Source organism: Paraburkholderia sp. 22099 (assembly GCF_052045835.1).
In the GTDB taxonomy this organism is placed as follows: domain Bacteria; phylum Pseudomonadota; class Gammaproteobacteria; order Burkholderiales; family Burkholderiaceae; genus Paraburkholderia; species Paraburkholderia terricola.
In genome coordinates, this window is record NZ_JBQEPU010000040.1 from 1 (window position 1) to 20,971 (window position 20,971).

A 20,971-nucleotide genomic window follows, 5' to 3' on the forward strand; every position below is an offset into this window, starting at 1 on the left:
GCCCACGATCGCCGATCGTGGACACGATCTCACTTGATCTACACTGACTCCGACACAACCATCACCACCATGCCTCACGCGCGCGCGAACGGGGAAACGGTCGGGCCGAGTCGCTTACCCTGATCAGGCAACGTCGCCGGTCAATGAGGCGGGAGCGCTGCAGGTATGGGACGCCCTGCTGAATAGCCTCCGGCCGCGACCGGGTGCAGTGTAGGAGCGTACGATGCGACGTTACGACATTGTGAAAGGCGACAAAACGACGGTGGGTGGCATTGTGCAGGGTGGTGACGGTAACGACCTGCTCGGCGGGCGCGAGCAAGCCTACGAAACCGATCCCGTCCTGTGTCCGGTCTGCAAGACTGTTGGGTTGATCAAGTGCGAGGGCGCGCGCATTTCCACGACAGGACCAGACGGCCGGCAGGCAGCATTGAGCGATGATCTGTGTGCCTGTCTTTGCACACCGCATCCGCGTCTCGTGCCGTCGCAAACGACGTCTTACGTTGACGTGCAGACGCCGCTGCACGGCTGACGCAGCGAACCGATAACGAATACCAAGGAGGGTGACGTGATGATGAAGCGCATATTCAGTCTGATGCTGCTGCTGGCGATCGTGGCAACCATGACGGGTTGTGCATCGCTGAAATGCATTCCGACGTGTTGACGTTCTGAGGCGTGCATGTGTTCTTGCCCATGGGCGACAGGCAAGAGCCCGCTCTCATTTGAATAGACAGTCCCGTGTCGCGAAAGCGCGGATCGAGCCTCGTATAACAATCGAGCGTATCGGTTTATTCCATCGCGGCACCTCGATTGCCAGGCTGCCGCATGATCAACCGAATGTGAAGCTGAACACCTTCACGCCTGGATCGAGGAATTCGATCTGGAACGTGCGGTCATTCACCGGACCCGGCTGACGCACGAGCTGATACAGACGCGCGCTCGTCACCACACCCATACCGTCGCTGGCCACATCGGCACCGTGCGCCGCGCCGGGCGCCGCTCCGTCGACGGTGATACGGAAGCGCACGGGCTTGCCATCCGCGGTCGGCGCCAGCACCAGGTGCAGGTCGCGCGCATGGAAGCGATAAGCGATGCGCCCTTGCCGCGCGGTCGGCACGGCGGACTCCGCGCCGATGTTCCACTCGCCCGCCAGCCCCCAGTTGTTGAGCGGCAGTTGCGCGGGCAGCGTATAGGCGAACGCGGCATCGCGCTTCACGCGCTGTGGCGATGCGAAGCCCTGCGCCTCCCGGTAACCCACGTAGGTCTCGCCCGAGCCGACATCCGCCGGGTCCGCGGCGGCTTGCGCGCCGGTTGCCTGCACCGGCTGCCGGGCGGCGGCGGGCAGCGAACCGCCGTGGTCGGCCAGCAGTTGCCGGATGGCCTGTTCCGCTTCGTCATAGCCGCCTTCGCCGAAGTGGTGATAGCGGATGCGGCCCTGCGCATCGACGATATAAAACGCCGGCCAGTACTGGTTGCCGAACGCCTGCCAGATGCGGTAGCCGTTATCGATCGCCACCGGGTAGTGGATGTTCAGGTCGCCCAGCGCGCGTTCGACGTTGCCCGCGTCGTGCTCGAAGCCGAACTCCGGCGTGTGCACGCCGATCACGACGAGGCCGTCGTCGTGATAGCGCTGCGCCCATGTCTTCAGATACGGCAAGGTCCGCAAACAGTTGATGCACGAGTAGGTCCAGAAGTTGACCACGACAACCTTGCCGCGCAACGCGTCGCTCGAAAGCGGCGCGCTGTTCAGCCATGAGGTCGCGCCGTCGAGCGAGGGCAGGCGGCCCTGCACGGGCAGAGCGGCAGGCGTCGAGGCACCGGACACGTTCGACACGTTCGACGTACTCGACACGCGCACGATGCGGTCCGCTTGCGCGGCTGCGGGCACCGGCTTCTTCGTTGCGAGCAGATTGACCAGCCTGCTCTCGATAGCGTTGGTCGGAGCCGACGGAACGTACGCGAGAATCCGCGTGTCGATGCCCAGCGCGATCGCTCCCACGGTGAGCAGCACCAGTGCGCCCATTGCACGGCGCAATCCCTCGCCCAGGCCGAAAGAACGCTTGAGCAGATCCAGCGAGCGCTTGCCCAGCCCGGACACGACCGCCAGCGAGCACGCTGCGCCGCCGGCGTAGGCGGCGAGCGCCGCCCCGGTTTGCCAGCTCGCGCCATGCAGCGCGGCGCCGGTCAGGATCAGGCCGAGAATGGGTCCCGCGCACGGTGCCCACAGCAGGCCAGTCGCCGCGCCGAGCAACACCGCCGAGCCGATCCGGCGCGTCGCGCCCTGGCCTTGCGAACTCGCGACGAAGCGGTCGGCGAGACCGGAAAGCGGGCGCGACAGGCGCGACGCAATCTCCGGGAACAGCAGCGCCGCGCCGAATACCGCGAAAAGTGCGAGCGATATCCAGCGCCCGTACTCGCTCAGTTGCGCCGCGCCGCTCAGACCGGCCGTGCCGAGCCCGGTCACCAGCGCAAAGGTGCCCGCGAGGCCGACAAGAAGAGGCAGGCGGTCCGTCACGAACGGCTGGTCGGAGCGTGCGAACACGAACGGCACGACGGGCAGAATGCAGGGGCTCAGGATAGTGAACACGCCCGCGAGGAATGCGATGACGATGAGTAACATGAGATCGGTATCCAGACAGTAGGCAATTGGACGGACCGGCATCGAACGCCGCGTGAAACGGCGTAACGGGCCATGAGCCGTATTCCACCGCTCTCATGTATCGGGAGGATTTCAGCAAACGGGCAACGCGCAACGCAATGTATCGATTGCGGCCCGCGACACATGGCGATACAAAGCGCCGCCATCCGGCCGCGGGCCGCCGTCCTCGTTGTATCCGAACGTATCTGGCCGCGCTGGCGACACGAAGAATTTCACACCGGCCCGCGGCGGACACAAGCCAGATACTTCCATGCGCTCCAATACGCTCAGGTACTGACTCATTGGAGATTCTTCATGTTCGATCGTCTCAAGATGGCCGCCATCGTCGCGGGCGTGGCAGGCGCAGCCTTGCTTGCCGGCTTCGCCTATACCGGCGGCGCGACCGGCCAGACGTCCTCGCTGCAAACCGGAGCGTCCGCGCCGGCTTTCACGGGCATTGGCACCTGGATCAACAGTGCGCCGCTCGACCAGGCGCAATTGCGCGGCAAGGTCGTGCTCGTCGATTTCTGGACATTCGATTGCATCAATTGCGCGCACACGCTCCCGCACGTCAAGGACTGGTACGCCCGCTATCACGACAAGGGACTGGTGGTCGTCGGCGTGCATACGCCCGAATACTCGTTCGAGCGCGACACCGGCAATCTGAAGAATGCGGTGAAACGCTTCGGCATCGAGTACCCGGTCGCACAGGACAACCAGTACGCGACATGGGATGCGTACGGCAATCAATACTGGCCCGCGCTGTATCTGTTCGACCAGAACGGCAAACTGGTGTACAGCCATTTCGGCGAGGGCCGCTATGCGGAAACGGAAGGCAAGATCCGCGGCTTGCTCGGCCTCGACGGAAAACAAGGCTGATTTCGCCGCGGTATTGAATCGAACCGATGAAGGCGCACGAAGCGCCTCCGCCAGCGGCGCGAGGGGTGCGCGTCAGAACAGCTTGGTGATCGCCGGCACGCTTAGCACGGCGGCGTAGTAGCCCATGAACTGGACGCCGGTATTAAACGCAAACAGCCGGGCGAGCAATCCGCCAAAAAGGCCGACGGTGAGAATCACGGCAAGCCCGAGCAACTGTCCTTCCCAGAGACCGATCACCGCGATCAGGCCGGAAAACGTCGCGATTATCGCCTCATGACTCAGCTTGCGCGCGACGAAGGAAGCCGCGCGGTGCGCATGGTTCATGGCGAGCGGATAAGCGATCAATGCCGCCAGAAGAACCGACAGCAAGCCGAACACCAGGAACTGCCACGTCGACATCAGCGTATGCAGGTTGTCGATGTGTCCGGTTGCTTCATTCACAGTAAAGCGCGGAGGCGCATTGAAGAGCGGCGCGGCGGGCCCCGCCGCCACCGGGCTGAGCGGCAAGCCGAACGCGATGAGCGGAATCAGCGCCTCGGCAATATAAGTGGCTTCGGTCACGCCGTTCCGCACGGCGATGACGGTGGTCAGACGCTGGTACGCGTGCCGGATTCGCGCGCCGACGACTTCGCCCATGAGCACCGTCATTGCGACCGGGCTGAAAACAAACGTTGCACTCGACACTGCTGCCGTCGCCACGGTATAGGCAATCTGCTGCCGGTCGAGCACCTTGAGCGGATTGGGAAAGTACCCGCGCCAACCCTTGAGGTCCGGTGCCAGCGCGAATCTCGACATGCTGTCGCGACGCATGCGCCGCCTTTCCGCCGGCGAGAGTATCGAGAACAGGTCGGTAATCAAGGGACCAATGGCAATGCCGAGGAAATAGCTCACGCTCAGGTTGACCCCATGACTGCGCGTCAGCGCCTGAAGCCCGACGATCAGCAAGACAAACGGAATCAGCAACAGCACCGAAGCCCATCGACCCATCGAACAATAGGCGATGGACACTGCCGCGAACAGGAACACCCACGGCGCGGCGCTCGCGATCACCCCGCCGAAGGGCGCGAGCATGACCGCGAACAGCACGGCGAAAGGCACCGCGACCAAGGCCGCCACGATCGCGCCGGATATCATCTTGCGCAAGGCGATATGCGGCACGCCCAGCGAGCGCAGCATCGCGGCTTGCTGCAGAAGCGGCGCAGCCATCGTGTCGCCCGGAATGCCCAGCAACGCGGTGGGAATGGCGTGCGTCATATGCTTGGCTATCGCGCCCGACATGAAAAATGTGAATACCCCGGCCGGCGGCACGCCGAGCAAGGCCACGAGCAAGGTCAGCGGCGCGATGGTCGTGGTTTCGTCAGTGCCTGAGACGAGGCCGATCGCGGCGAACACGACGGCGCCGATCAGTCCCATTGCGAGAGCCACGGGTAGCGCGTGAAGCAGCGAGTCCATCAGCGCTTCCCCTCGTGCCCGGCTACTCGGGAAGCCTCGTAGGCGGCAAACGGACCGTACAGCCCCAGCTCCCTCAATTCGGCCACGGCGCTGGCCGGAAGATCGGAGAGCGATCCGATGCCGCCGCATTCTTCACCGAGTTGATCGAGCACCCGCAGCCGGTCCGATTCGTCGACCGTGTGTTCGATCACAACGCGCTTTGGCGGGAAGAAAACAGCACTGAGCGCGCCCGCCGCCACGCATCCGCCGAGTCCGATCAGCATGGCATAGGCACGCACGATTGCCGGATCGCGCGCAGCCGAGGACAACACCGCTTGACCGGCCTCGAACGCCGCGACACTCAGGGCTACACCCAGTACCACGGACCACGCCAGATGCCGGAGGTCGACCGTGTCGCCCCATACTTCGGCGAGCACGAAAGCCGATGCGTCGGCGCGCGCGCGAATGCCGGAACCGTCTCTCGCGGCCGGCGTTGCACTGGCACTGGGTTGTTCCAATTGTCTCTCTCCTGATCGAAGTGTTTATTCAAAGCGTACGCATTCTTCGCGGAGACGGACAAACACTTCGCTACGTTGCTCTCCGGTTCCTGCTGAATACAACACCATCTGAAATCGTGATGGGTGACGAACGCGACCCATGCGTTGGCCGCGCCCGCTTGCCGGAGACCGCCCGTTGCGGACGCCGGCAAATCGAGCCCTCGAAAATGTCATGCATCGCGTGGACCGTTGAGTACTTCTTTTGCGAAGTCGGTGCGAAAGTCCATTGAAGTTATCATTTTCTGGACTAGCCAGTCAACATCCCCACCCGTCGCGCCCGCGCCCAAGGCGATATTGCGCGCATGCAATGTCATATGACCGCGTTGAATGCCCTCGGTCGCCAGTGCACGCAAGGCTCCCATGTTTTGGGCCAGGCCGACGGCGACCGCAATCTCCGCGAGTTCCTGCGCGGAGTCGACGTCCATTATCCTGAGCGCGAGACGCGCGAGCGGATGCGTCTTCGTTGCACCGCCAACCAGCCCGACCGCCATCGGCATCTCGATCGTCCCGACGAGATCGCCGTTCTCCGCTTTCTCCCATATCGTGAGCGATGAATAACGGCCGCTCCGGGCCGCATAGGCGTGAGCCCCCGCTTCCACCGCGCGCCAGTCGTTCCCGGTCGCGACGATCACCGGATCGATGCCGTTCATGATGCCTTTGTTATGCGTCGCCGCGCGATAGGGATCGATGGCGGCCAGCAGATACGCTTCGATCACGCCGTCGATGACTTCTTCGCCTGAATACTCTTTCGTGGCGAGCGTGTCCGGCGAATACCGCACATAGGCGCGCGCGAGTCGCAAGTCGGCGAGATTGGAGAGAATGCGCAAGCGCACCTTGCCACCGGTGATGATCTCGACGCGCTCGGCGACCGACTCCGCCATCGTGTTGACCGTGTTGGCGCCCATCGCATCGCGCACGTCGACAATCAGATGCGCGACGATCATCGGGCCTCGCGGCGTATCCGGAAAGACCTGTACCTCGATGTCGCGACAGCCGCCGCCCAAACCGAGCAGTACTTTGTCGCGACTATTCGCGAGGCCGATCAGTTCGTTCTTGCGTTGGAGAATCGCGAGTCGCGCGCCATGCGGGTCACTTATGCCGACCACCTGTACCTGTGCGCGCATCAGTGGTCCCGTACTCGAGGTATGGAAGCCGCCGCCCACTCGCGCGAGCTTCGCCATGAATGAAGCAGCGGCGACGATGGAAGGTTCCTCGACCACCATCGGCACGATCACGTCTTTTCCGTTGATCTGGAAATAGCCGGCTACCGCCATGGGCAACTGGAAAGTGCCGATGACGTTTTCGATCATTCCGTTGGCCGTTTCGAGCGAAAGCGCACCCGGCCCGGCCAATTGCGCGTGCTGCGAAGCGTCGAGACCGGCCGCCTTGCAGACCTGCACAAGACGTTCTTCGGGACTGAGTGAGCGGAAATTCGGAAGCGTCGAATCGATTGCCATTAATTGTCCTCCGGTGACGGTCGCTGAATTGATTCGCGCTTGCGACCATGAATTAAAGGATCAATAATAGGCAGACCGTACCCCTTTTAAAGGTACAGTTTGAGCTTACAGTTCCAGCGCCATACCCATAACACTTTCTATTTCTCGCGGAGCGACGATGAGCCTGCGCGCCAATGTCAGCCTATCCGGTTCCATCGCAGACAATCTCGCCAAACAGATTGAAGAAGGCGTTATTCCCACCGGCGCCAAGCTACCCTCGATCAGGGAATATGCCGACGCATCGGGGTGCTCCAAGAACACCGTCATCAGCGCATTCGAAATGCTCACGGCACGGGGCTTGATAGAACCGCGTCGCGGCTCGGGCTTCTATGTCGCGCGGCGAGTGAAGGCCGCCACCGAGGCCGATGAAACAGGCGTGCTCGACCGGGCAATGGATACCGTCTGGTTAATGCGCGAACAACTGCAGGTCAAGCCCGAGGTGCTCAATCTTGGCGAAGGCTTCCCGCCTATCGAATGGCTGGAAGCGACCCGTCTCGATCAGTACCATCAACGGGTGGTACGCACCGGCGTCGCGTCGCTCTTTCGATACGGGAGCCGCTACGGCTATCTGCCGCTGCGCCAGTCGTTGCAACAGAAATTGTCGGGATACGAAATCGAGGCCCCGCCTTCGCAGATCGTCCTCACTCATGGCGCGAATCAGGCAATGGACCTCGTATTGCGCTACTTCGTGCGGCCTGGCGACGCGGTGCTGGTGGACGATCCCGGTTACTACCCGCTCTTCGGCAAACTGAAATTGAGCGGCGCCAACATCATCGGCGTGCCGCGCGAAGTCGACGGCCCCAACCTCGCCGAGCTCGAGCGCTGCATGATCGAATATCGGCCGAAGCTGTTCTTCACGCAATCGGTGGGACACAATCCCACGGCCACGGATACGAGCGCGGCAAAGGCATATCGCATTCTGCAACTCGCCGAAATGCACGACACCGTGATTGTGGAGAACGACGCGTTCGCCGATCTGAAACCGCGCGCATTGACGCGCATCGCCACACTCGACCAGTTACGCCGCACCATTTACATCGGCAGCTTTTCGAAGTCGGTCTCCGCCGCGTTGCGCGTCGGCTTTCTGGCATGCAATGCGGCACTCGCGAGCGATCTTGCCGACGTAAAAATGCTGATTCACGTGAGCAGTTCCGAATACAGCGAGCGAACCCTGGCCGCTATCGTCAGCGACGGTCATTTCCTGCGGCACACGAATCAGCTTCAGGAAAAGCTGCGGCGCGCGACAGCGAGCGCGAAGAATTCATTGAAGAAACTGGGCGCGGAGATCTTCAAGGAAAGCGAGCAAAGCATGTACTTGTGGGCGTCCTTGCCCGAATGGCCCGACTCGATGAAGCTCGCGAAGGCCATGCTCGAACGGGGCGTGATCCTCGCGCCCGGCGCCGTTTTTTCGCCGGCATCGGATCAGGTGTCGGCATATTGCAGATTCAACGTCAGCTATCTCGCCGACGAACGATTCGTCAACGCTCTGCGTGCGGTGGCGCCGTAAACCGCGCAACGCGATATCCGCAATTGCAGTTGCGGATATCGCGTATCGGTGACGCCGCTACCGCCGCGGCTACCGTTTAACCGCCGCCTTGCTCGCGCAACGTCAGTTTGCTGCTAACCGAGCTAACGCCCTGCACTTTCCTGGCGGCATCCACAGCCAGCCCGTCCTGATCCTCGCTTGAGATCTGACCGGCCAGCGTCACATGCCCGGTCTTTGCATTACCGAACACGGCGATCGTCGTGTCCTGCAGACCCGCGGTTTTGAAAATAGCCTTCTGGACCGTTTTGGAAAATGCGCGATTGGCCGCGCGAACCGACTTCCTGGTCGGCGTTGCCTGCGTGCCGGCCGCGACGGTGGTATCCGATGCGGCAGCCGCCGCGTCCGCCGCGAATGCCGGCGTGTACGCGAAAGCCGCGACAGCGATAGCAAGGCCGCTGCTCATGGCGAGTAGTCTGAGTTTCATGATTTCATGATCCTTTATTCGAGGTATGAGAAAAAGTCGTTCGAGTTCCAGTACACCATTGCCACCAGCAAATCATCCGGCCAGCTTCATTCAGCGTGAACCGGCGGATACGCAACCGATTCGCTCACTTCACGCCATTGCGCGTCTTCTTCCGCGCGGAATCTTGCCGCTTCGCTGGCAGCCGCGACAGCGTCGCTGCCCATCAGCAATCGCAACGGCGCCGTCGGCGAGCCGGCAATGTCGAGCAGCACCCGCGCAATCCGCGCGGGATCGCCGGGCTGATTTCCGTCGATGCGGCGCAGCCGTGCGGCAACCGGTTCGATGACCGGCTTGTACGCGTCGCTGATCGGCGCAATGCTCATCGACGAACCGGCCCACTGGGTTCGCATCGAACCCGGCTCGACGATCGTCACCTTGATGCCGAAATCGCGTACCTCTTTGGCCAGCACTTCGGAGAAACCTCCCACTGCCCATTTGGCTGCCTGATAGGCGGCGAGTCCGGGACCCGCCACTCGTCCGCCGACCGAGGAGATCTGCATGATGTGGCCGGCTCGTTGCTTGCGCATGATCGGCAGCGCCGCGCGGCTGACATTGCACACGCCGAAGAAGTTGACCTCCATCTGGTCGCGCAGCGCCTTGTCGCTGACATCTTCTATCGACGCAAGATCGGCGTAGCCCGCGTTGTTCACCAGCACGTCGAGGCGGCCGAAGTGCTCCACGGCGACATTAAGAGCACCGCGCGCCGCGGCGGGATCGGTGACATCCAATGGAATCACGCGAACCCGATCGCCATATGTGTCCACCAGACTATTCAGACGCGCCACGTCCCGCGCTGTTGCCACCAGCGTATGACCGCTAGCGAGTACGGCCTCGGCAAGCTGACGACCCAAACCGCCTGAGCAGCCGGTGATGAACCAGGTTTTGCTGCCACTCATGTTTAAGCTCCCTTATTTGTTCCGATCGATATTGCTGAGAATGCGCGGAGCCGTTGTCGATCTGGCTAAACCGACGCCCTATAGCCATTAGAAGTAGGTCATGTATCTCGTGTATGTCCACGGCGTATCGAAACGTATCGCGTGACAAAGCAGGATAAAAAGAATTGAAGCGAGCGCACTCAGGCGGCGACTAGCGGCAAGGTGAGCCGCGCTTCGAGACCTCCCGTGCGCCGGTTTTCCAGTTGAAGCTCGCCGCGCATCGCCAGCGTCAGACGCCGTGCGATAGCCAGCCCCAATCCCGAACCCGGCGCACGCGCGGCGGTCTCCGGCGACCTGTACCACGGCGCGAACACCGCATCCATCTGCGCGGGGACGATACCGGGTCCCGAGTCCACCACGGCCAGCACCAGCCGGCGCGCTTCGACCCGGACGCACAGGCGCGCGTCGCCGCCGTAACGCAGCGCGTTGTCGATCAGATTCATGAGCACACGGCGCAACGCATGCGGGCAGGTGACGACCGGACGCCCCACGCGTCCCTCCAGCGCAACCGTGCGGCCCGCGTCCTGGTAGTCGCCGATCAATGCGCCCAGCAGATCGTCCGCGTCGACGCGCTGGGTCTTTTCTCCAGCGCTGCACTGCATCCGCGCACAGGAGAGGCTGGCCTCGACCAGTTCGGCCAACTCCGCGAGATCGCGTTGCAAGGCTTCCCGCGCCGCCGGGTCGTCGAGCAGTTCGCAGCGCATGCCCATCCGTGTCAGCGGTGTGCGCTGATCGTGCGCATAGGCGGCGAGCACCTGAAGCAATTCCGCCTGTCGCCCCGCGCGATGACGTGCGGAGCGGTTGATCGCGCGAGCCAGATCCGCAACGGCCCGCGGACCGTGTTCGGATAGCGCCGCCCCTGTACCCTCGCCATCTTCCGCCTCGATTGCGGCGGTGAGCTGCTTCAGACAGTCCAGAAGCTCGAACACCTTCAGGCTCGCCAGGGTGGCAACGCTCATTGCGAGAACAGTCATCACGATGAGCGGCAGGGCAATGCTCGCCCGCACCGGCCACGCGGACACTTCCTCCAGACGCACGCAATAGACGCCCATGCCGGCCACCAACAGTACCGCGCACACGCCCCATACCCGCACCGGCAGACTTCGCGGAAGGCGGGCCGAACTGGCGCGATCCCGCTCGAATGATTCCAACAGCGCGTCACATGGATGGGTCGGATACGCGATCATCTTCGTTCTCCTGGTGCTCTCGTTCTGCCGGAAGTGGATGCGCGAATAATAGGTGGTTTGTACCCTTTTGAAAGGTACAGTTAGCGACTACAGACAGCCAACTGTACCTGTGACAGTTCACGGCTTGGCCATGCAGCGCAGGTAAACCTTGGATTCCGGGGCATGCCGTTCGCATTGGCCGCGGACAGTTCCAGTGCGCAGTCCGTTATTCGGTGCTGGTGCGGACGCGGTACGGCTGCGCTGTCGGCAACGATGCCGCCCGATGCTCGCTCGGCGGTTCGCCACCGTCGCCGCCTGTTCGCCGCCTCTTCGTTGCTTGCGGAATGCCGGCCATCACAATGGGCGCGTCATAGGCTCATGCGTCGCGGATATCTCTGCTTTCGAGCGGCAGCATCGGTGAGCCGCCGCCCGACGAAAGGATGCATATGGTTCAGCCGATTCGATCACCGCAACGACCTCACGAAGTGCCGGAGCAAGAAACCGCGACGAGCGGAGCACAACCCGGCGCACGGCAGCCTACGCCACGGGGACGCGGCTTGCGCGCCGGCGCGAACCCGCTCATCGCCGGCTTGCCGGCGCGTGCGCCGGCGGCTGAAGGCGCGTCGTCATCGTCCTCGATCGACGCGACGCCCCTCGCGCAGCAAGCGCCGGAGCCTGCGAGCCGTGCGACCGTGCTCGCGGCGAGGCAACGCGATGTCGACGCGGTGCTGGCACTCGCCAACGAAATCCGCGAAGCCGAGGCTCAATTGCTCGCTTTGAAGGCGCCGCCTCAGGCCGATGCGGCCGATGCGCCCGATGCGCCAGAGATGTCGCAAGCCGACGTGCAGCAGGCCATCACGCGGCTCGAAGCCCGCCGCGACATTGCGCGGCGCACGGTCGACACGCTCGGCAAACAGTGCGAACACGCGCGTGCGGCCGTCGAAAAACTGAACGCGTCACTCGAGGAAAAGTCGAGCCGCCTCGAACAATTGCATGAAGCCCGTACCGCCGACGCGCCCACCGCACCTCGTCCGTCGCCAGTCGCCACGAGCCGCGCCGATCTGCGCGACGCGCACGAGCAACGTATCGCCGCATTGGGACAACAGGCCCAACTGCTAAAGAGCAGCCGCGGCAAGGCGGCGCATGAAGTGCAAGCCGTCGCGAGCCGCGACGCGCTGCGCGCATTGGCGGACGTCGGCGCCTTCGAAATGATCGATACCGTGAGTCCCGAACTTGCGGGCAAGGTCACCGAATGGCTGCACGCCCTGCAGCCCGCGCAAGGCCGACGGTCGCGCCGTCCGGTGGATCTCGAGCGCCAGTTCGAGGAGTCTTTCGCCACCGCGCTCGATCGCATCGCGCAAAGCGGTGCTGCGCAACCGCAAGTCGACGCGGAACAAGCGTTGCAGGCGTTCATGGCACTCGTGTTGCATCCGCGGCTCAAGCCGTTGTATCCCGTCGTCGAGGCTTTGCTGGTGGAGGACTTCGCCCGTTGCTTGCGTGTAGCGACGGTTGCGCGGCGGCAAGGCAAGACCATGGACTACATGAATGGGTTTCGCCGCTGGCTGGGCGTGACACCCGCGCAAATCGCGACACGCGAGGTACTTCGCTCGTTCAGGAACGCGCAGCAGAACCTCCAGGCCGCGGTGCAACGTCAATCGCCCGGCGTGACGTTCGGTGAGTTGCGCCTGATCGGTCCGGACATCGCGCTCGCAGCGGAGCAGGTCGAGAGAGTGACCGCCGCGCTCACCGCGAATCGCCCGGCGTTTCAGGCCATGATCGAGGCGGTGGAGAAACGCTTCGCCGGGATCATCGACATCGACGACATTGAAGCGCTGGGTCAGCGCGTGGCGCCCCGGCTCGACGCCTACTACAAAGACAAGATCAACGAAGTGAACGCCGAGCGCAACAGGCTCACGCGCGAAGGCGCGCCGAAGCCGAAGACAGATGAGCTCGATACGGTTGGAGCAGGTCCAAGCCGTGTCGATATCGATCAGTTGGAAATCCGCATCGGGCGTCTGCAAGGCGAAATACTTCAATACGCGGAGCAGCACAAGAAAGAGTTCGAGCATTACGCAAAGCTCAGCGCACGCCATATGACCGTATCCGATGAAGTGGAGGATATCGGTCAGCAACTGTCGGCTCACCACCAGACACTGAAGCATCTGCGCGAAGGAAGCAAGACACAAATACGCGAGCGCGCTGCCCGGAGCAATCAGAGCGAACAGCTCGAAAACCGCATCGGTCGGCTCTGGGACAAAGCCACACGCGAGCCGGCGCTATTGCAGGTGATCTCACGCGGCGCGCTTGAACGCGTGGTCAAGGTGCACGTCGGGCAGACAACCGAACAGATGCACACGCGGATGAACAAGGTGATGCGCACGGGCACCTTCGTTTCACGCGCCGGGGTCCTGCGCGTCATTGCCGAAGTCGCGCGTCACGAGATCGAACAGCCCCGCTCGGCGCTGCTTGCGCAAGACCGTGCAGCATTCGAGCAGATTGCGCAAGGCTATCCGGGCGGGCGCATCGACGCGCTCTGCCATCACGGCCGAACCATCGGCCACGGCGTGCGCAACAGCACGCGCGGCGTCGAGGAATCGCGCACCGGCACGAGCCAGTACGCACTCGAATGGGTGCGCGGCCAAGGCGCGCGTATCAGCCATTTGCATCCGTGGATATCGCCGTACTGACGTGCGCCGTTGTTTTGCGGCGACGCCGCGCGGATAAACATTGCGTGTGTCCGCGCGGCTCTGATTTTTACTTATGCTCCAAGGTCGATCTTGCCCGCACCCGACTGAGCCAACACGATTGCCGCAACGTCGTTCGTGGGATCGAGATGCGCGATCGATCCTGCTCCCGGGCCGCTTCCAGTCGGCGAAGACGACAGATCGACGGACCGGCCGTTCACCAGCGAACCCGAATCGGTCAGATGGCCCGAGGCGCCAAAGCGCTTCACGAGATTTTCCTCATTGACGCCGTTCGTTTCGAACGCATTGTTCTGCGACGTGATCTTCGACTCGACACCGACGCCCAGGTTGTACTGGAAGCGATTCGCTTGCGATGAGCTGTCCTGGTAGAGATTGTTGGCGACCTCGACGTTGCCGAAGCGCACGCGGGGGTCGCGCTGCGATACGCCGGCGAACAGGTTGTGATCGATGGTGACGTTGAGTTTGCCGCGGTCGCTCGTCATGCCGTCGCTCGATCCGATCAGGATTGATTTGTTATGGCTCTGGAACTGGTTGTAGGAGACCGTTGCATAGTTCGCGCCGTCCGTAAAATCCAGTTGATCTCCGCTGATGGCGCCCGATGGCGTCGCGCCGTCCTTGAACGTGTTGTGGTCGACCCACAGGTTCTGCGTGCCCTTCGCCTCGATGCTGTAGACGCGCCCATGCGGATTGCCTTCAGCGTCCTTGCCGGGGAAGAAATCGAATGGCGAGGTCATCGCCAGATTGCGCACGATGATGTTGTGCTGATTGCTCAGATTGAATCCGCCGCCGCTGATGCCCGCGTTGGCGCCCAGGCCGATGATCGTGGTGTTGGAGCCCACGTTCAGCATGTCGTGCGCCAATTGTGCTTTCTCGTTCGCGAAATCGCCTTTAGCCAATTCCTTGCCGTTGCTGTCGACGTTCAGATCGATGTTGCCTTTGATCTGGATGATCTTGGGAGTGGCGTTGGAGCCGTTCGTCGCATTGTTTCCACCGAGCGCGGCAAGCAGTTGCTCACGCGTCGACACCGTGTACACGTGCGCTGCATCGGCCTTCGACCCGCCCGTGACGCCACCATTCTGTGCGCCCCAGCCGTGCCCCGCCGCCAAGGTTTCGCGCGAATGATCGCCCGAGCTTGCCGCCGTGGAGGACGGCGTGGCTTGCGGCCCGGAAGCCACGTATTGCGGCGCGACGGTGCTGGTCGTGGGAGTGGCGGACACTCGCCGGTCGTTCGCGCCCGAGTTCTTGTTGCCGTGCGCGTTGTCGGTTGGAGAGGCTGACGATTTGCTCGAATGGGTGTTCGGATCATTCGCGGCGCCGTTATTCGCGGACGTCCGATTGCCGTTGTCGCCCGAGCTTGCGTCGTCCTGATTGGCATCGCGAGCATGTTTGTGTTCGTGGTGCGATGCGTGCGAATGATGCCCCTTGCTTCCGCCTCCATTGGATTCGCCCGACTGGGTGCCACCATTCTGATTCGATGCCAATTGCTGGAGAAGGCGCAAGATTTTCTGGAGGATCGCTTCGATTCCCTGGTTACCGGTGCCACCGGATCTCGAAGCACTGGAATGCCAGTTCTCCGATGTGGGGACGACCTTGGTCGGACTGATTTGCAGACTCATCATTCACCTCGTTAGGCAGCAGTTGGGATTCGGGACCCTTACTCTGCCTCGAGTGTCGGTAGCGTCGGGGTTCCGCCGGGGCTGAACGGACGCCCAGCCTTTTTTCGTCTGATGATGACAATGACGGACGGGTCTTTCCTTTTCTGCTCGCGCGACGAAGAGTTGGCGAAGGTAGCGAAACGCTACGCCGGCACCGCCGCGCGAAGCCTGATCAGAAGCGTGTCCGAACCCCCGTGGTCAACTCAAGCTGGTTCGACGCGCCGAACGTGCCGCCGACCGTATAGCCGCCATGCAGCCTCATATAGTCGCCGGCCAGGTACACTTCCGTGCGCCTGGACAGATGATAGAACGCGGACCAGTACAGCGTTTCCTTGTAACCGTTATGCAAGCCCGAACTCGGGTCGAAGGCGCCGATGTTCGCGTTCGGAATATCGCCATCGGCGTTGTACGCGGCGTTTTTCACGCGCATCTGCTGATAGCCGAGCTCGTAATCGAGCGGCCCCTTCGGCGACAGCTTGAGCGACGCGGTCCATGCGTTGTCCTGGCGCTGACCCAGCGCGGCCTGATTGCCGAGATAGCGGAAGTAGCCGGCATTGGCGCGCAGAATACCGAACGTGTAGTTGCCGCCCACCGAAAACGACTGGTTCGTTATGCCGGCACGGTTCACGTGACTGTAGAAGCCCGATACGTTGAACGGGCCGCCGTTGTAACCCAGCGCCGCCTGATAGTTGGAATTCGCGCCGAAGCTGGTCGAATTGCCGAACGCGTAACCGGCGCTCGCAAAAATGCCATTGCCGAAGAGCTTTTTCCACGCCACGCCGTTGTTATAGCGCGTGCCGGTCGCGCTGGCCGCGTAGAAAATCATCTGCTTGAAGTTGTTGGCGTTCGTCCAGCCGCCCTCTTCCGTCGTCAACTGCGCGCTGCCGTACGGGTCGCCATAGATCGCGGCTGCGTCGCGCGCGATGCTATTCTGGAAGCCTGCCGTAATCTTGCCGAGCGTGTCGTTTTCAATGCCGACCCATGCGTCGCGATCGAAAATCTGGCCGGGGTCTTCCATTTCGCCATTGGCCACGACGTATTCGCTTTCCAGACGGAAGACGATCCTGGTGCCGCCGCCGATATCCTCCGCGCCCTTGAGGCCCCAACGGCTGCCGCTGAACCACGGTTCGCCGCCGATCCCCATGCCGATGACATGATTGCCGTTCGCGTCCGCATGCGACTGGTAAGTCGGCACGCTCAGGTCCATCAGACCATAGAGCTGGACGCTCGATTGAGCGTACGCGCCGCTCGCCCCGAATACGGTGGCCGCGACAGCCAGCGTGAAGTATGTTTTCCTCAAGTCCGTCTCCTCGAATTGCTGCGTTGAAAGCCTGCTCTTTTTATTCAGGCCTCTGCGTGTGGCCGCTCGGCTGACAGCCGGCTCGGCATCGCAGTGCGCAATCCTAAATAGGCCAACCCTTCACCCGCCTTTCCCGCGCCTTTTGTATCGCTCGGTGATTTCACTGATAGACGTGACAAGGCTCTGGTTGCGTCGCAACGGCAGCATTAATTCCAATTACTAAATGAAAGAAACCGCGTCATGGAAATCCCGTACGAAAAGCGTTGCCATGCGAAAGCATCGAGAAGGGTTCGGCCTCATAGAATCGCGCCATGGACGCGAGGCATGCGATCTTCAGCGATCAAGGTCGAGAAATGAAACGAAGATTTGGATTGACGCTGAGCTTGCGCGCGCGATCGACTCGGGCGGCATGGCGCCATTGAGGACATCGCGATGAAACTATTGCTCGTGGAAGATAACGCCGAACTCGCACATTGGATCGTCAAACTGTTGCGTGCGGAGAACTTCGTGATGGACAGCGTGCCCGATGCCGAGCGAGCCGAGGCGATATTGGCCAACCAGAGCTACGACGTCGTGCTGCTCGACATGCGCTTACCCGCCATGAGCGGAAAGGACTTGCTCACCCGTTTGCGACGGCGCGGCGATAATGTCCCTGTACTGATGCTGACGGCGCATGGATCGATAGACGACAAGGTCGACTGCTTTGGAGCCGGTGCGGACGACTATGTCGTCAAGCCGTTCGATGCCCGCGAGCTCGTTGCGCGCATCAAGGCGCTGGTGCGAAGGCAGTGTTCCGAAAGACACGTGTCGCTCGTTTGCGGCGATTTGCACTATCAATTCAATAGCCGCGAATTCCGTCATAACGACGCACCGCTGCCATTACGCCGCCGGGAACATGCGATTCTCGAAACGCTGATGCTGAGACATGGGAAAACCGTATCCAAGGCGACGCTAATGGAGAACGTATTCAGTCTCGACGATGAGCCGAGCGTCGACGCAATCGACGTTTATATTCACCGCCTGCGCAAGCATCTGTCCGCTTCGACCGCGCAGATCATGACCTTGCGAGGATTGGGCTATATCTTGCGAACGCGCGATGCCTGATCAGCAGGCCACGGTCGCGGCCATCGGCGCATAAGTGCCGTAATAGACCGCGTGATCGGCGTCCGGGGTATAGAAGACCCGGCATGCCGCATTGGTCGAGACGGGCCTCACGCCGTCCTTTTTCATTTCGAAGTCGACGAAAAACTCGTCGTCCCAGACGCCCAGTTCGAGTGGCGTACGCGTCGTGTCCACAGGCTGCGCAAGCATCATCCTGAACGTATACACGAGTTTGCCGTCGTGCATCGCAACGCTGAAGCGTTGCGGCTCGCCAAGCGCAACCGGGCGTCCTTGCACATAGGCATGCGTGAAATAGCCAACGTTCTTGAGCGACTGGAATGCCGAAGCGCGCAGCGATTCGATGTCCTTCGCCGATAGCACGCCGTTCTTCGGATAGCGGGAGAGATCGATCGGCAGCAGCGCCTGGAAGCCGTTCGTAAACGTCCATTCCACGTCGATCGCGCTCACGGAACCGCGGTTCATCTGCAGGTTCAGCGCATACAGCACCCAGACGTGAGGATGCGCTTCTGCCTCGACCGGGCCCAGCATCATCGCCGACGCAGTCAAGATAGCCAGCACGATCGACGGTAGCAGTTTCCGCAAGATTTCCTCCGCTTAGAGGTCCGGGATTTTACCGGGGGTGCGCTGCAAGCGCTGCGGATTTTCAGGCGAGCGCAGCCAGTTGTAAGCCGGACAGCAACGCGAACACCTGCCATGCAGCGAACAGCGTAATGATCAGTGCGCCCGCGAGCGCGAAGCGCGTGCGGATCGTTTCCAGTACCTGCCTGCGAGCAAGGCTACGGCTCGACACCGCCCGGTTGATGCCGAGGCTTGCCAGGCCCACGGCCAATACCGTTAGCGAAACCCCTGCGGCCATGGCGAGCGCCGACAACACGCCCACCATGAAAATGCCGTTGGCGAGCGCTGCAATGAGTACAAAGATCGCGCCGACACAGGGCCGCACGCCCACCGCCAGTCCCGTCATGACAATCTGCCGCACGATCCAGACGTTGCCCGCGTTTTCGTTGACATTCGTCCAGGCTTGCGCGCGCCGGCTCGTCAGCGAACTTGCACCAAGGTAACGGCCATGCTGAAGGTTGTTATCGTCGCGCCTGTTGGCAAACAGGCCCGCGCGACGTTTGGGGATGAGCGTGATGCGCCGCTCGTCGCAGCAGTCGCGACGCGTGACGATTGACCAGACAGTGATAAGGCCGACGCAAAGCAGCGAGACATAGCTGACGAGATCCAGCGCCGCCGCTCGCGTCAGCACGCCGCCCACGCCCTCGCGCGCGAGCCACGCCGCACCGCCGACCAGACAAATCGCGGAGATCGCCTGCACGCAGGCGCTCCATACACTTAGCGCGATGGCATGCCCAACGCGAGCGCGATGCGACATCAGATACGCGCTCACGACTATCTTCCCATGCCCCGGTCCGAGCGCATGCAGGACGCCGTAGCCGAACGACAGCAGCATGAGGGTCCACGCGGCCAGCATGCTCGCGCCATTGCGCTGCTCGACGAGTTGTTCCTGAAGCTGGGCGTTCAGGCGGCCTTGCAGCGCGACACTTGCCGCAATCGCGCGTCGCACGGGCTCCGGCATCGCGACAGGCTGCTCAGCGCCTCTGTGCGACATCGGCGCCGGTACATTGGCGGCGCCCGGCGCCCCTGACGATGTCCTGCCAAATACATCGACCGTCTCGGCACTCGCGGTCTGCACGACCGTGATCATGAGGAACATGAGCGCGAACGCACCACGGCGAATACCGCGGCGCCCGTCAGGGATCAGCATGAAAGCCTCGTGGAAAGCGGAGAAATCGCGCCGCCGAATAGCGTGTGAACCTTGTCTTCGACCGGTTGCGCGGTGCAGTTCTTTTGCGCTGTCGCATCGAAGACGACGGGCGCCCCGTTTCTGGACGGCGCCTGAAAATCGACGAAGAAAGTTTCGTCCCACGTGCCGAGTTGCACCTGAGCGAGCTTCACGTCGACTGTCTCCGCGAGCGGCAACACAAACGTGTAAACAATCCGGCCGCCTTCGATAGAGACGGCGAAGTCGCGGACCTCGCCGAAACGCGCGGCCTTGCCGTCGATAAAGACATGCACGAAATAGTCGGCCCCCTTCAGCGAATCAAACGCCTGCTGCCTGAAGATACGGATGTACTTCGGTCCGAGCGGTCCCGATTTCGGCATATCTTTCAGATCGCCGACGATCGATACCGGAAACCCTTGCGAGAAGGTCCATTTCTCCTGCACGGCGTCCAGTGATGAGCCATTCATCCGCGCGACGCTCTCGTAAGTGATCCACACATGCGGGTGAGCGGCGAGCGGCGCCGCGGCAGCCGCGCAGCATGCAGCGGCAATCGCATGGATAAAAGGAAGCACTCGCTCACGCAGAGAGCGGGCAACACGGTTGCGCATGAACATCCGTCGGAACGTTATGTGTCGTCGAAGGGATGACGAAGTGATAGCGCGGCACTGTAGCAGCATTTTTCCACTGGCAGTGCACGCATAGGTAGGGAACCGCGATTTTGATTGCTACCTGGCGCGCCACGTAACAACTCGACCCCGCACATCAGTGTGAATGAAGTCACGCGTTTGATAGAAACCCACGCCACCCTGTTGCGAAAGGTAAGCCAGCCGCCCCATGTATTCGCTCGGCGCCGCCGGCGTGCTGAAGTCGCCTGCGCGAAAAACCATATTCCTGTCAGGCAGATGGAAGGATGCCCGCTTACCCTCGAAATAAGTATTCGTGGCCGGTGTCCGCAGGCCCGAATGGACGTCGAATCGCGCATGATGGCCATACGCGGCGAGCCAGGCCTGCATCCATGACCACTGCTGCAAAAGCCTCCAGTCCGGATTGCCGACCACGTTGGCTTTCACGTCCCGCATCAACCAGGAAACCGCGCGATATCCCTCGGCGGTCGAATAGTCGATCTGCCGTTCCTCGCTACCCCGCCTCAGCCAGAGAAGAGTCGGTACAGCATTCGTCGCATTAGCCGCATTGTCGGCTCGCGCATCGAAGGGCGCCAAAGCTGGCGCCGCGCAGGCCGCCAAGGCGATCTTCCTGACAAATTCCCGCCGCGAAATCACTTTATTCTGCTCGCC

At 62.1% G+C, this 20,971-nt stretch carries 18 protein-coding genes and 1 pseudogene; 6 read left to right on the plus strand and 13 right to left on the minus strand.

Annotated features, from left to right (window positions below; all coding sequences use genetic code 11):
• Window positions 1-118 precede the first annotated feature (118 nt).
• Both ACTJLC_RS27915 and ACTJLC_RS27920 read left to right on the plus strand, forming a co-directional pair.
• Window positions 119-214: pseudogene (locus tag ACTJLC_RS27915) on the plus strand (T6SS immunity protein Tli4 family protein); the annotation flags it as partial.
• A 9-nt stretch (window positions 215-223) separates the two neighbouring features.
• The gene (locus ACTJLC_RS27920) at window positions 224-529 is read left to right on the plus strand and encodes a PAAR domain-containing protein (RefSeq protein ID WP_310135575.1); all 306 of its coding nucleotides are present in this window, start codon (window positions 224-226) and stop codon (window positions 527-529) included.
• A 297-nt stretch (window positions 530-826) separates the two neighbouring features.
• Here the strand turns inward: ACTJLC_RS27920 and ACTJLC_RS27925 are convergent, their stop codons facing one another.
• Window positions 827-2,617: a cytochrome c biogenesis protein DipZ gene (locus ACTJLC_RS27925; protein ID WP_310135572.1), complete on the minus strand. Its 1,791-nt coding sequence runs from the start codon at window positions 2,615-2,617 to the stop codon at window positions 827-829.
• A gap of 333 nt (window positions 2,618-2,950) precedes the next feature.
• Here ACTJLC_RS27925 and ACTJLC_RS27930 point away from each other — a divergent pair, with 333 nt between their 5' ends.
• Window positions 2,951-3,514, plus strand: a complete 564-nt coding sequence (locus ACTJLC_RS27930) for a thioredoxin family protein (protein ID WP_310118531.1) — start codon at window positions 2,951-2,953, stop codon at window positions 3,512-3,514.
• 72 nt (window positions 3,515-3,586) lie between these two features.
• Here ACTJLC_RS27930 and ACTJLC_RS27935 read toward each other — a convergent pair whose 3' ends face one another.
• From ACTJLC_RS27935 to ACTJLC_RS27945, 3 genes are all read right to left on the minus strand, one after another.
• The gene (locus ACTJLC_RS27935) at window positions 3,587-4,966 is read right to left on the minus strand and encodes a tripartite tricarboxylate transporter permease (protein WP_310135568.1); all 1,380 of its coding nucleotides are present in this window, start codon (window positions 4,964-4,966) and stop codon (window positions 3,587-3,589) included.
• Entirely contained in the window at window positions 4,966-5,463 is a 498-nt protein-coding gene (locus ACTJLC_RS27940) for a hypothetical protein (protein WP_310135565.1), read from the minus strand. The genes ACTJLC_RS27935 and ACTJLC_RS27940 overlap by 1 nt, the downstream gene beginning before the upstream one ends.
• A gap of 209 nt (window positions 5,464-5,672) precedes the next feature.
• Window positions 5,673-6,959: a hydroxymethylglutaryl-CoA reductase, degradative gene (locus ACTJLC_RS27945; RefSeq protein ID WP_310135563.1), complete on the minus strand. Its 1,287-nt coding sequence runs from the start codon at window positions 6,957-6,959 to the stop codon at window positions 5,673-5,675.
• Window positions 6,960-7,116: 157 nt separating this feature from the next.
• Between ACTJLC_RS27945 and ACTJLC_RS27950 the strand changes: the two genes are divergently transcribed.
• Complete coding sequence (locus tag ACTJLC_RS27950) at window positions 7,117-8,505, plus strand: aminotransferase-like domain-containing protein (RefSeq protein ID WP_073428952.1); 1,389 nt, start codon at window positions 7,117-7,119, stop codon at window positions 8,503-8,505.
• A 76-nt stretch (window positions 8,506-8,581) separates the two neighbouring features.
• On the opposite strand, the gene ACTJLC_RS27955 is transcribed toward ACTJLC_RS27950, so the two are convergent.
• The 3 genes from ACTJLC_RS27955 to ACTJLC_RS27965 form a co-directional block, all read right to left on the minus strand.
• Window positions 8,582-8,968, minus strand: a complete 387-nt coding sequence (locus ACTJLC_RS27955; RefSeq protein WP_310135561.1) for a BON domain-containing protein — start codon at window positions 8,966-8,968, stop codon at window positions 8,582-8,584.
• A gap of 86 nt (window positions 8,969-9,054) precedes the next feature.
• Window positions 9,055-9,903 carry an oxidoreductase gene (locus tag ACTJLC_RS27960; RefSeq protein ID WP_310135560.1) on the minus strand — a complete coding sequence of 283 codons (849 nt, stop codon included), beginning with the start codon at window positions 9,901-9,903 and terminating at the stop codon, window positions 9,055-9,057.
• 179 nt (window positions 9,904-10,082) lie between these two features.
• Window positions 10,083-11,129 (minus strand): sensor histidine kinase, encoded by a 1,047-nt coding sequence (locus tag ACTJLC_RS27965; protein ID WP_310135559.1) that lies wholly within the window; start codon window positions 11,127-11,129, stop codon window positions 10,083-10,085.
• Between the two features lie 464 nt (window positions 11,130-11,593).
• Here ACTJLC_RS27965 and ACTJLC_RS27970 point away from each other — a divergent pair, with 464 nt between their 5' ends.
• Window positions 11,594-13,795 carry a hypothetical protein gene (locus tag ACTJLC_RS27970; protein WP_310313535.1) on the plus strand — a complete coding sequence of 734 codons (2,202 nt, stop codon included), beginning with the start codon at window positions 11,594-11,596 and terminating at the stop codon, window positions 13,793-13,795.
• Between the two features lie 71 nt (window positions 13,796-13,866).
• Here the strand turns inward: ACTJLC_RS27970 and ACTJLC_RS27975 are convergent, their stop codons facing one another.
• Together ACTJLC_RS27975 and ACTJLC_RS27980 are read right to left on the minus strand one after the other, a co-directional pair.
• Window positions 13,867-15,030, minus strand: a complete 1,164-nt coding sequence (locus tag ACTJLC_RS27975; protein ID WP_310135555.1) for a pectate lyase family protein — start codon at window positions 15,028-15,030, stop codon at window positions 13,867-13,869.
• 610 nt (window positions 15,031-15,640) lie between these two features.
• Window positions 15,641-16,768 (minus strand): porin, encoded by a 1,128-nt coding sequence (locus ACTJLC_RS27980; RefSeq protein WP_154872923.1) that lies wholly within the window; start codon window positions 16,766-16,768, stop codon window positions 15,641-15,643.
• 432 nt (window positions 16,769-17,200) lie between these two features.
• Between ACTJLC_RS27980 and ACTJLC_RS27985 the strand changes: the two genes are divergently transcribed.
• Window positions 17,201-17,872, plus strand: a complete 672-nt coding sequence (locus ACTJLC_RS27985) for a response regulator (protein WP_154872921.1) — start codon at window positions 17,201-17,203, stop codon at window positions 17,870-17,872.
• Here the strand turns inward: ACTJLC_RS27985 and ACTJLC_RS27990 are convergent, their stop codons facing one another.
• The 4 genes from ACTJLC_RS27990 to ACTJLC_RS28005 form a co-directional block, all read right to left on the minus strand.
• Window positions 17,873-18,472, minus strand: a complete 600-nt coding sequence (locus ACTJLC_RS27990) for a DUF1007 family protein (protein ID WP_310135552.1) — start codon at window positions 18,470-18,472, stop codon at window positions 17,873-17,875. It lies immediately after the preceding gene.
• A 61-nt stretch (window positions 18,473-18,533) separates the two neighbouring features.
• Complete coding sequence (locus ACTJLC_RS27995) at window positions 18,534-19,658, minus strand: nickel/cobalt transporter (protein ID WP_310313533.1); 1,125 nt, start codon at window positions 19,656-19,658, stop codon at window positions 18,534-18,536.
• Window positions 19,652-20,248 carry a DUF1007 family protein gene (locus ACTJLC_RS28000; RefSeq protein ID WP_440845866.1) on the minus strand — a complete coding sequence of 199 codons (597 nt, stop codon included), beginning with the start codon at window positions 20,246-20,248 and terminating at the stop codon, window positions 19,652-19,654. The genes ACTJLC_RS27995 and ACTJLC_RS28000 overlap by 7 nt, the downstream gene beginning before the upstream one ends.
• A 153-nt stretch (window positions 20,249-20,401) precedes the next feature.
• On the minus strand, window positions 20,402-20,956 hold the full coding sequence (locus ACTJLC_RS28005) for a YcbK family protein (protein ID WP_154872913.1): 555 nt from the start codon (window positions 20,954-20,956) through the stop codon (window positions 20,402-20,404).
• Window positions 20,957-20,971: the final 15 nt, after the last annotated feature.

What these genes read in the sequence shown, in the direction of transcription:
- ACTJLC_RS27920 (WP_310135575.1), top strand. Translation starts at nt 224, where the DNA reads ATGCGACGTTACGACATTGTGAAAGGCGACAAAACGACGGTGGGTGGC.
- ACTJLC_RS27925 (WP_310135572.1), bottom strand. Translation starts at nt 2,617, where the DNA reads ATGTTACTCATCGTCATCGCATTCCTCGCGGGCGTGTTCACTATCCTG.
- ACTJLC_RS27930 (WP_310118531.1), top strand. Translation starts at nt 2,951, where the DNA reads ATGTTCGATCGTCTCAAGATGGCCGCCATCGTCGCGGGCGTGGCAGGC.
- ACTJLC_RS27935 (WP_310135568.1), bottom strand. Translation starts at nt 4,966, where the DNA reads ATGGACTCGCTGCTTCACGCGCTACCCGTGGCTCTCGCAATGGGACTG.
- ACTJLC_RS27945 (WP_310135563.1), bottom strand. Translation starts at nt 6,959, where the DNA reads ATGGCAATCGATTCGACGCTTCCGAATTTCCGCTCACTCAGTCCCGAA.
- ACTJLC_RS27950 (WP_073428952.1), top strand. Translation starts at nt 7,117, where the DNA reads ATGAGCCTGCGCGCCAATGTCAGCCTATCCGGTTCCATCGCAGACAAT.
- ACTJLC_RS27955 (WP_310135561.1), bottom strand. Translation starts at nt 8,968, where the DNA reads ATGAAACTCAGACTACTCGCCATGAGCAGCGGCCTTGCTATCGCTGTC.
- ACTJLC_RS27960 (WP_310135560.1), bottom strand. Translation starts at nt 9,903, where the DNA reads ATGAGTGGCAGCAAAACCTGGTTCATCACCGGCTGCTCAGGCGGTTTG.
- ACTJLC_RS27965 (WP_310135559.1), bottom strand. Translation starts at nt 11,129, where the DNA reads ATGATCGCGTATCCGACCCATCCATGTGACGCGCTGTTGGAATCATTC.
- ACTJLC_RS27985 (WP_154872921.1), top strand. Translation starts at nt 17,201, where the DNA reads ATGAAACTATTGCTCGTGGAAGATAACGCCGAACTCGCACATTGGATC.
- ACTJLC_RS27995 (WP_310313533.1), bottom strand. Translation starts at nt 19,658, where the DNA reads ATGCTGATCCCTGACGGGCGCCGCGGTATTCGCCGTGGTGCGTTCGCG.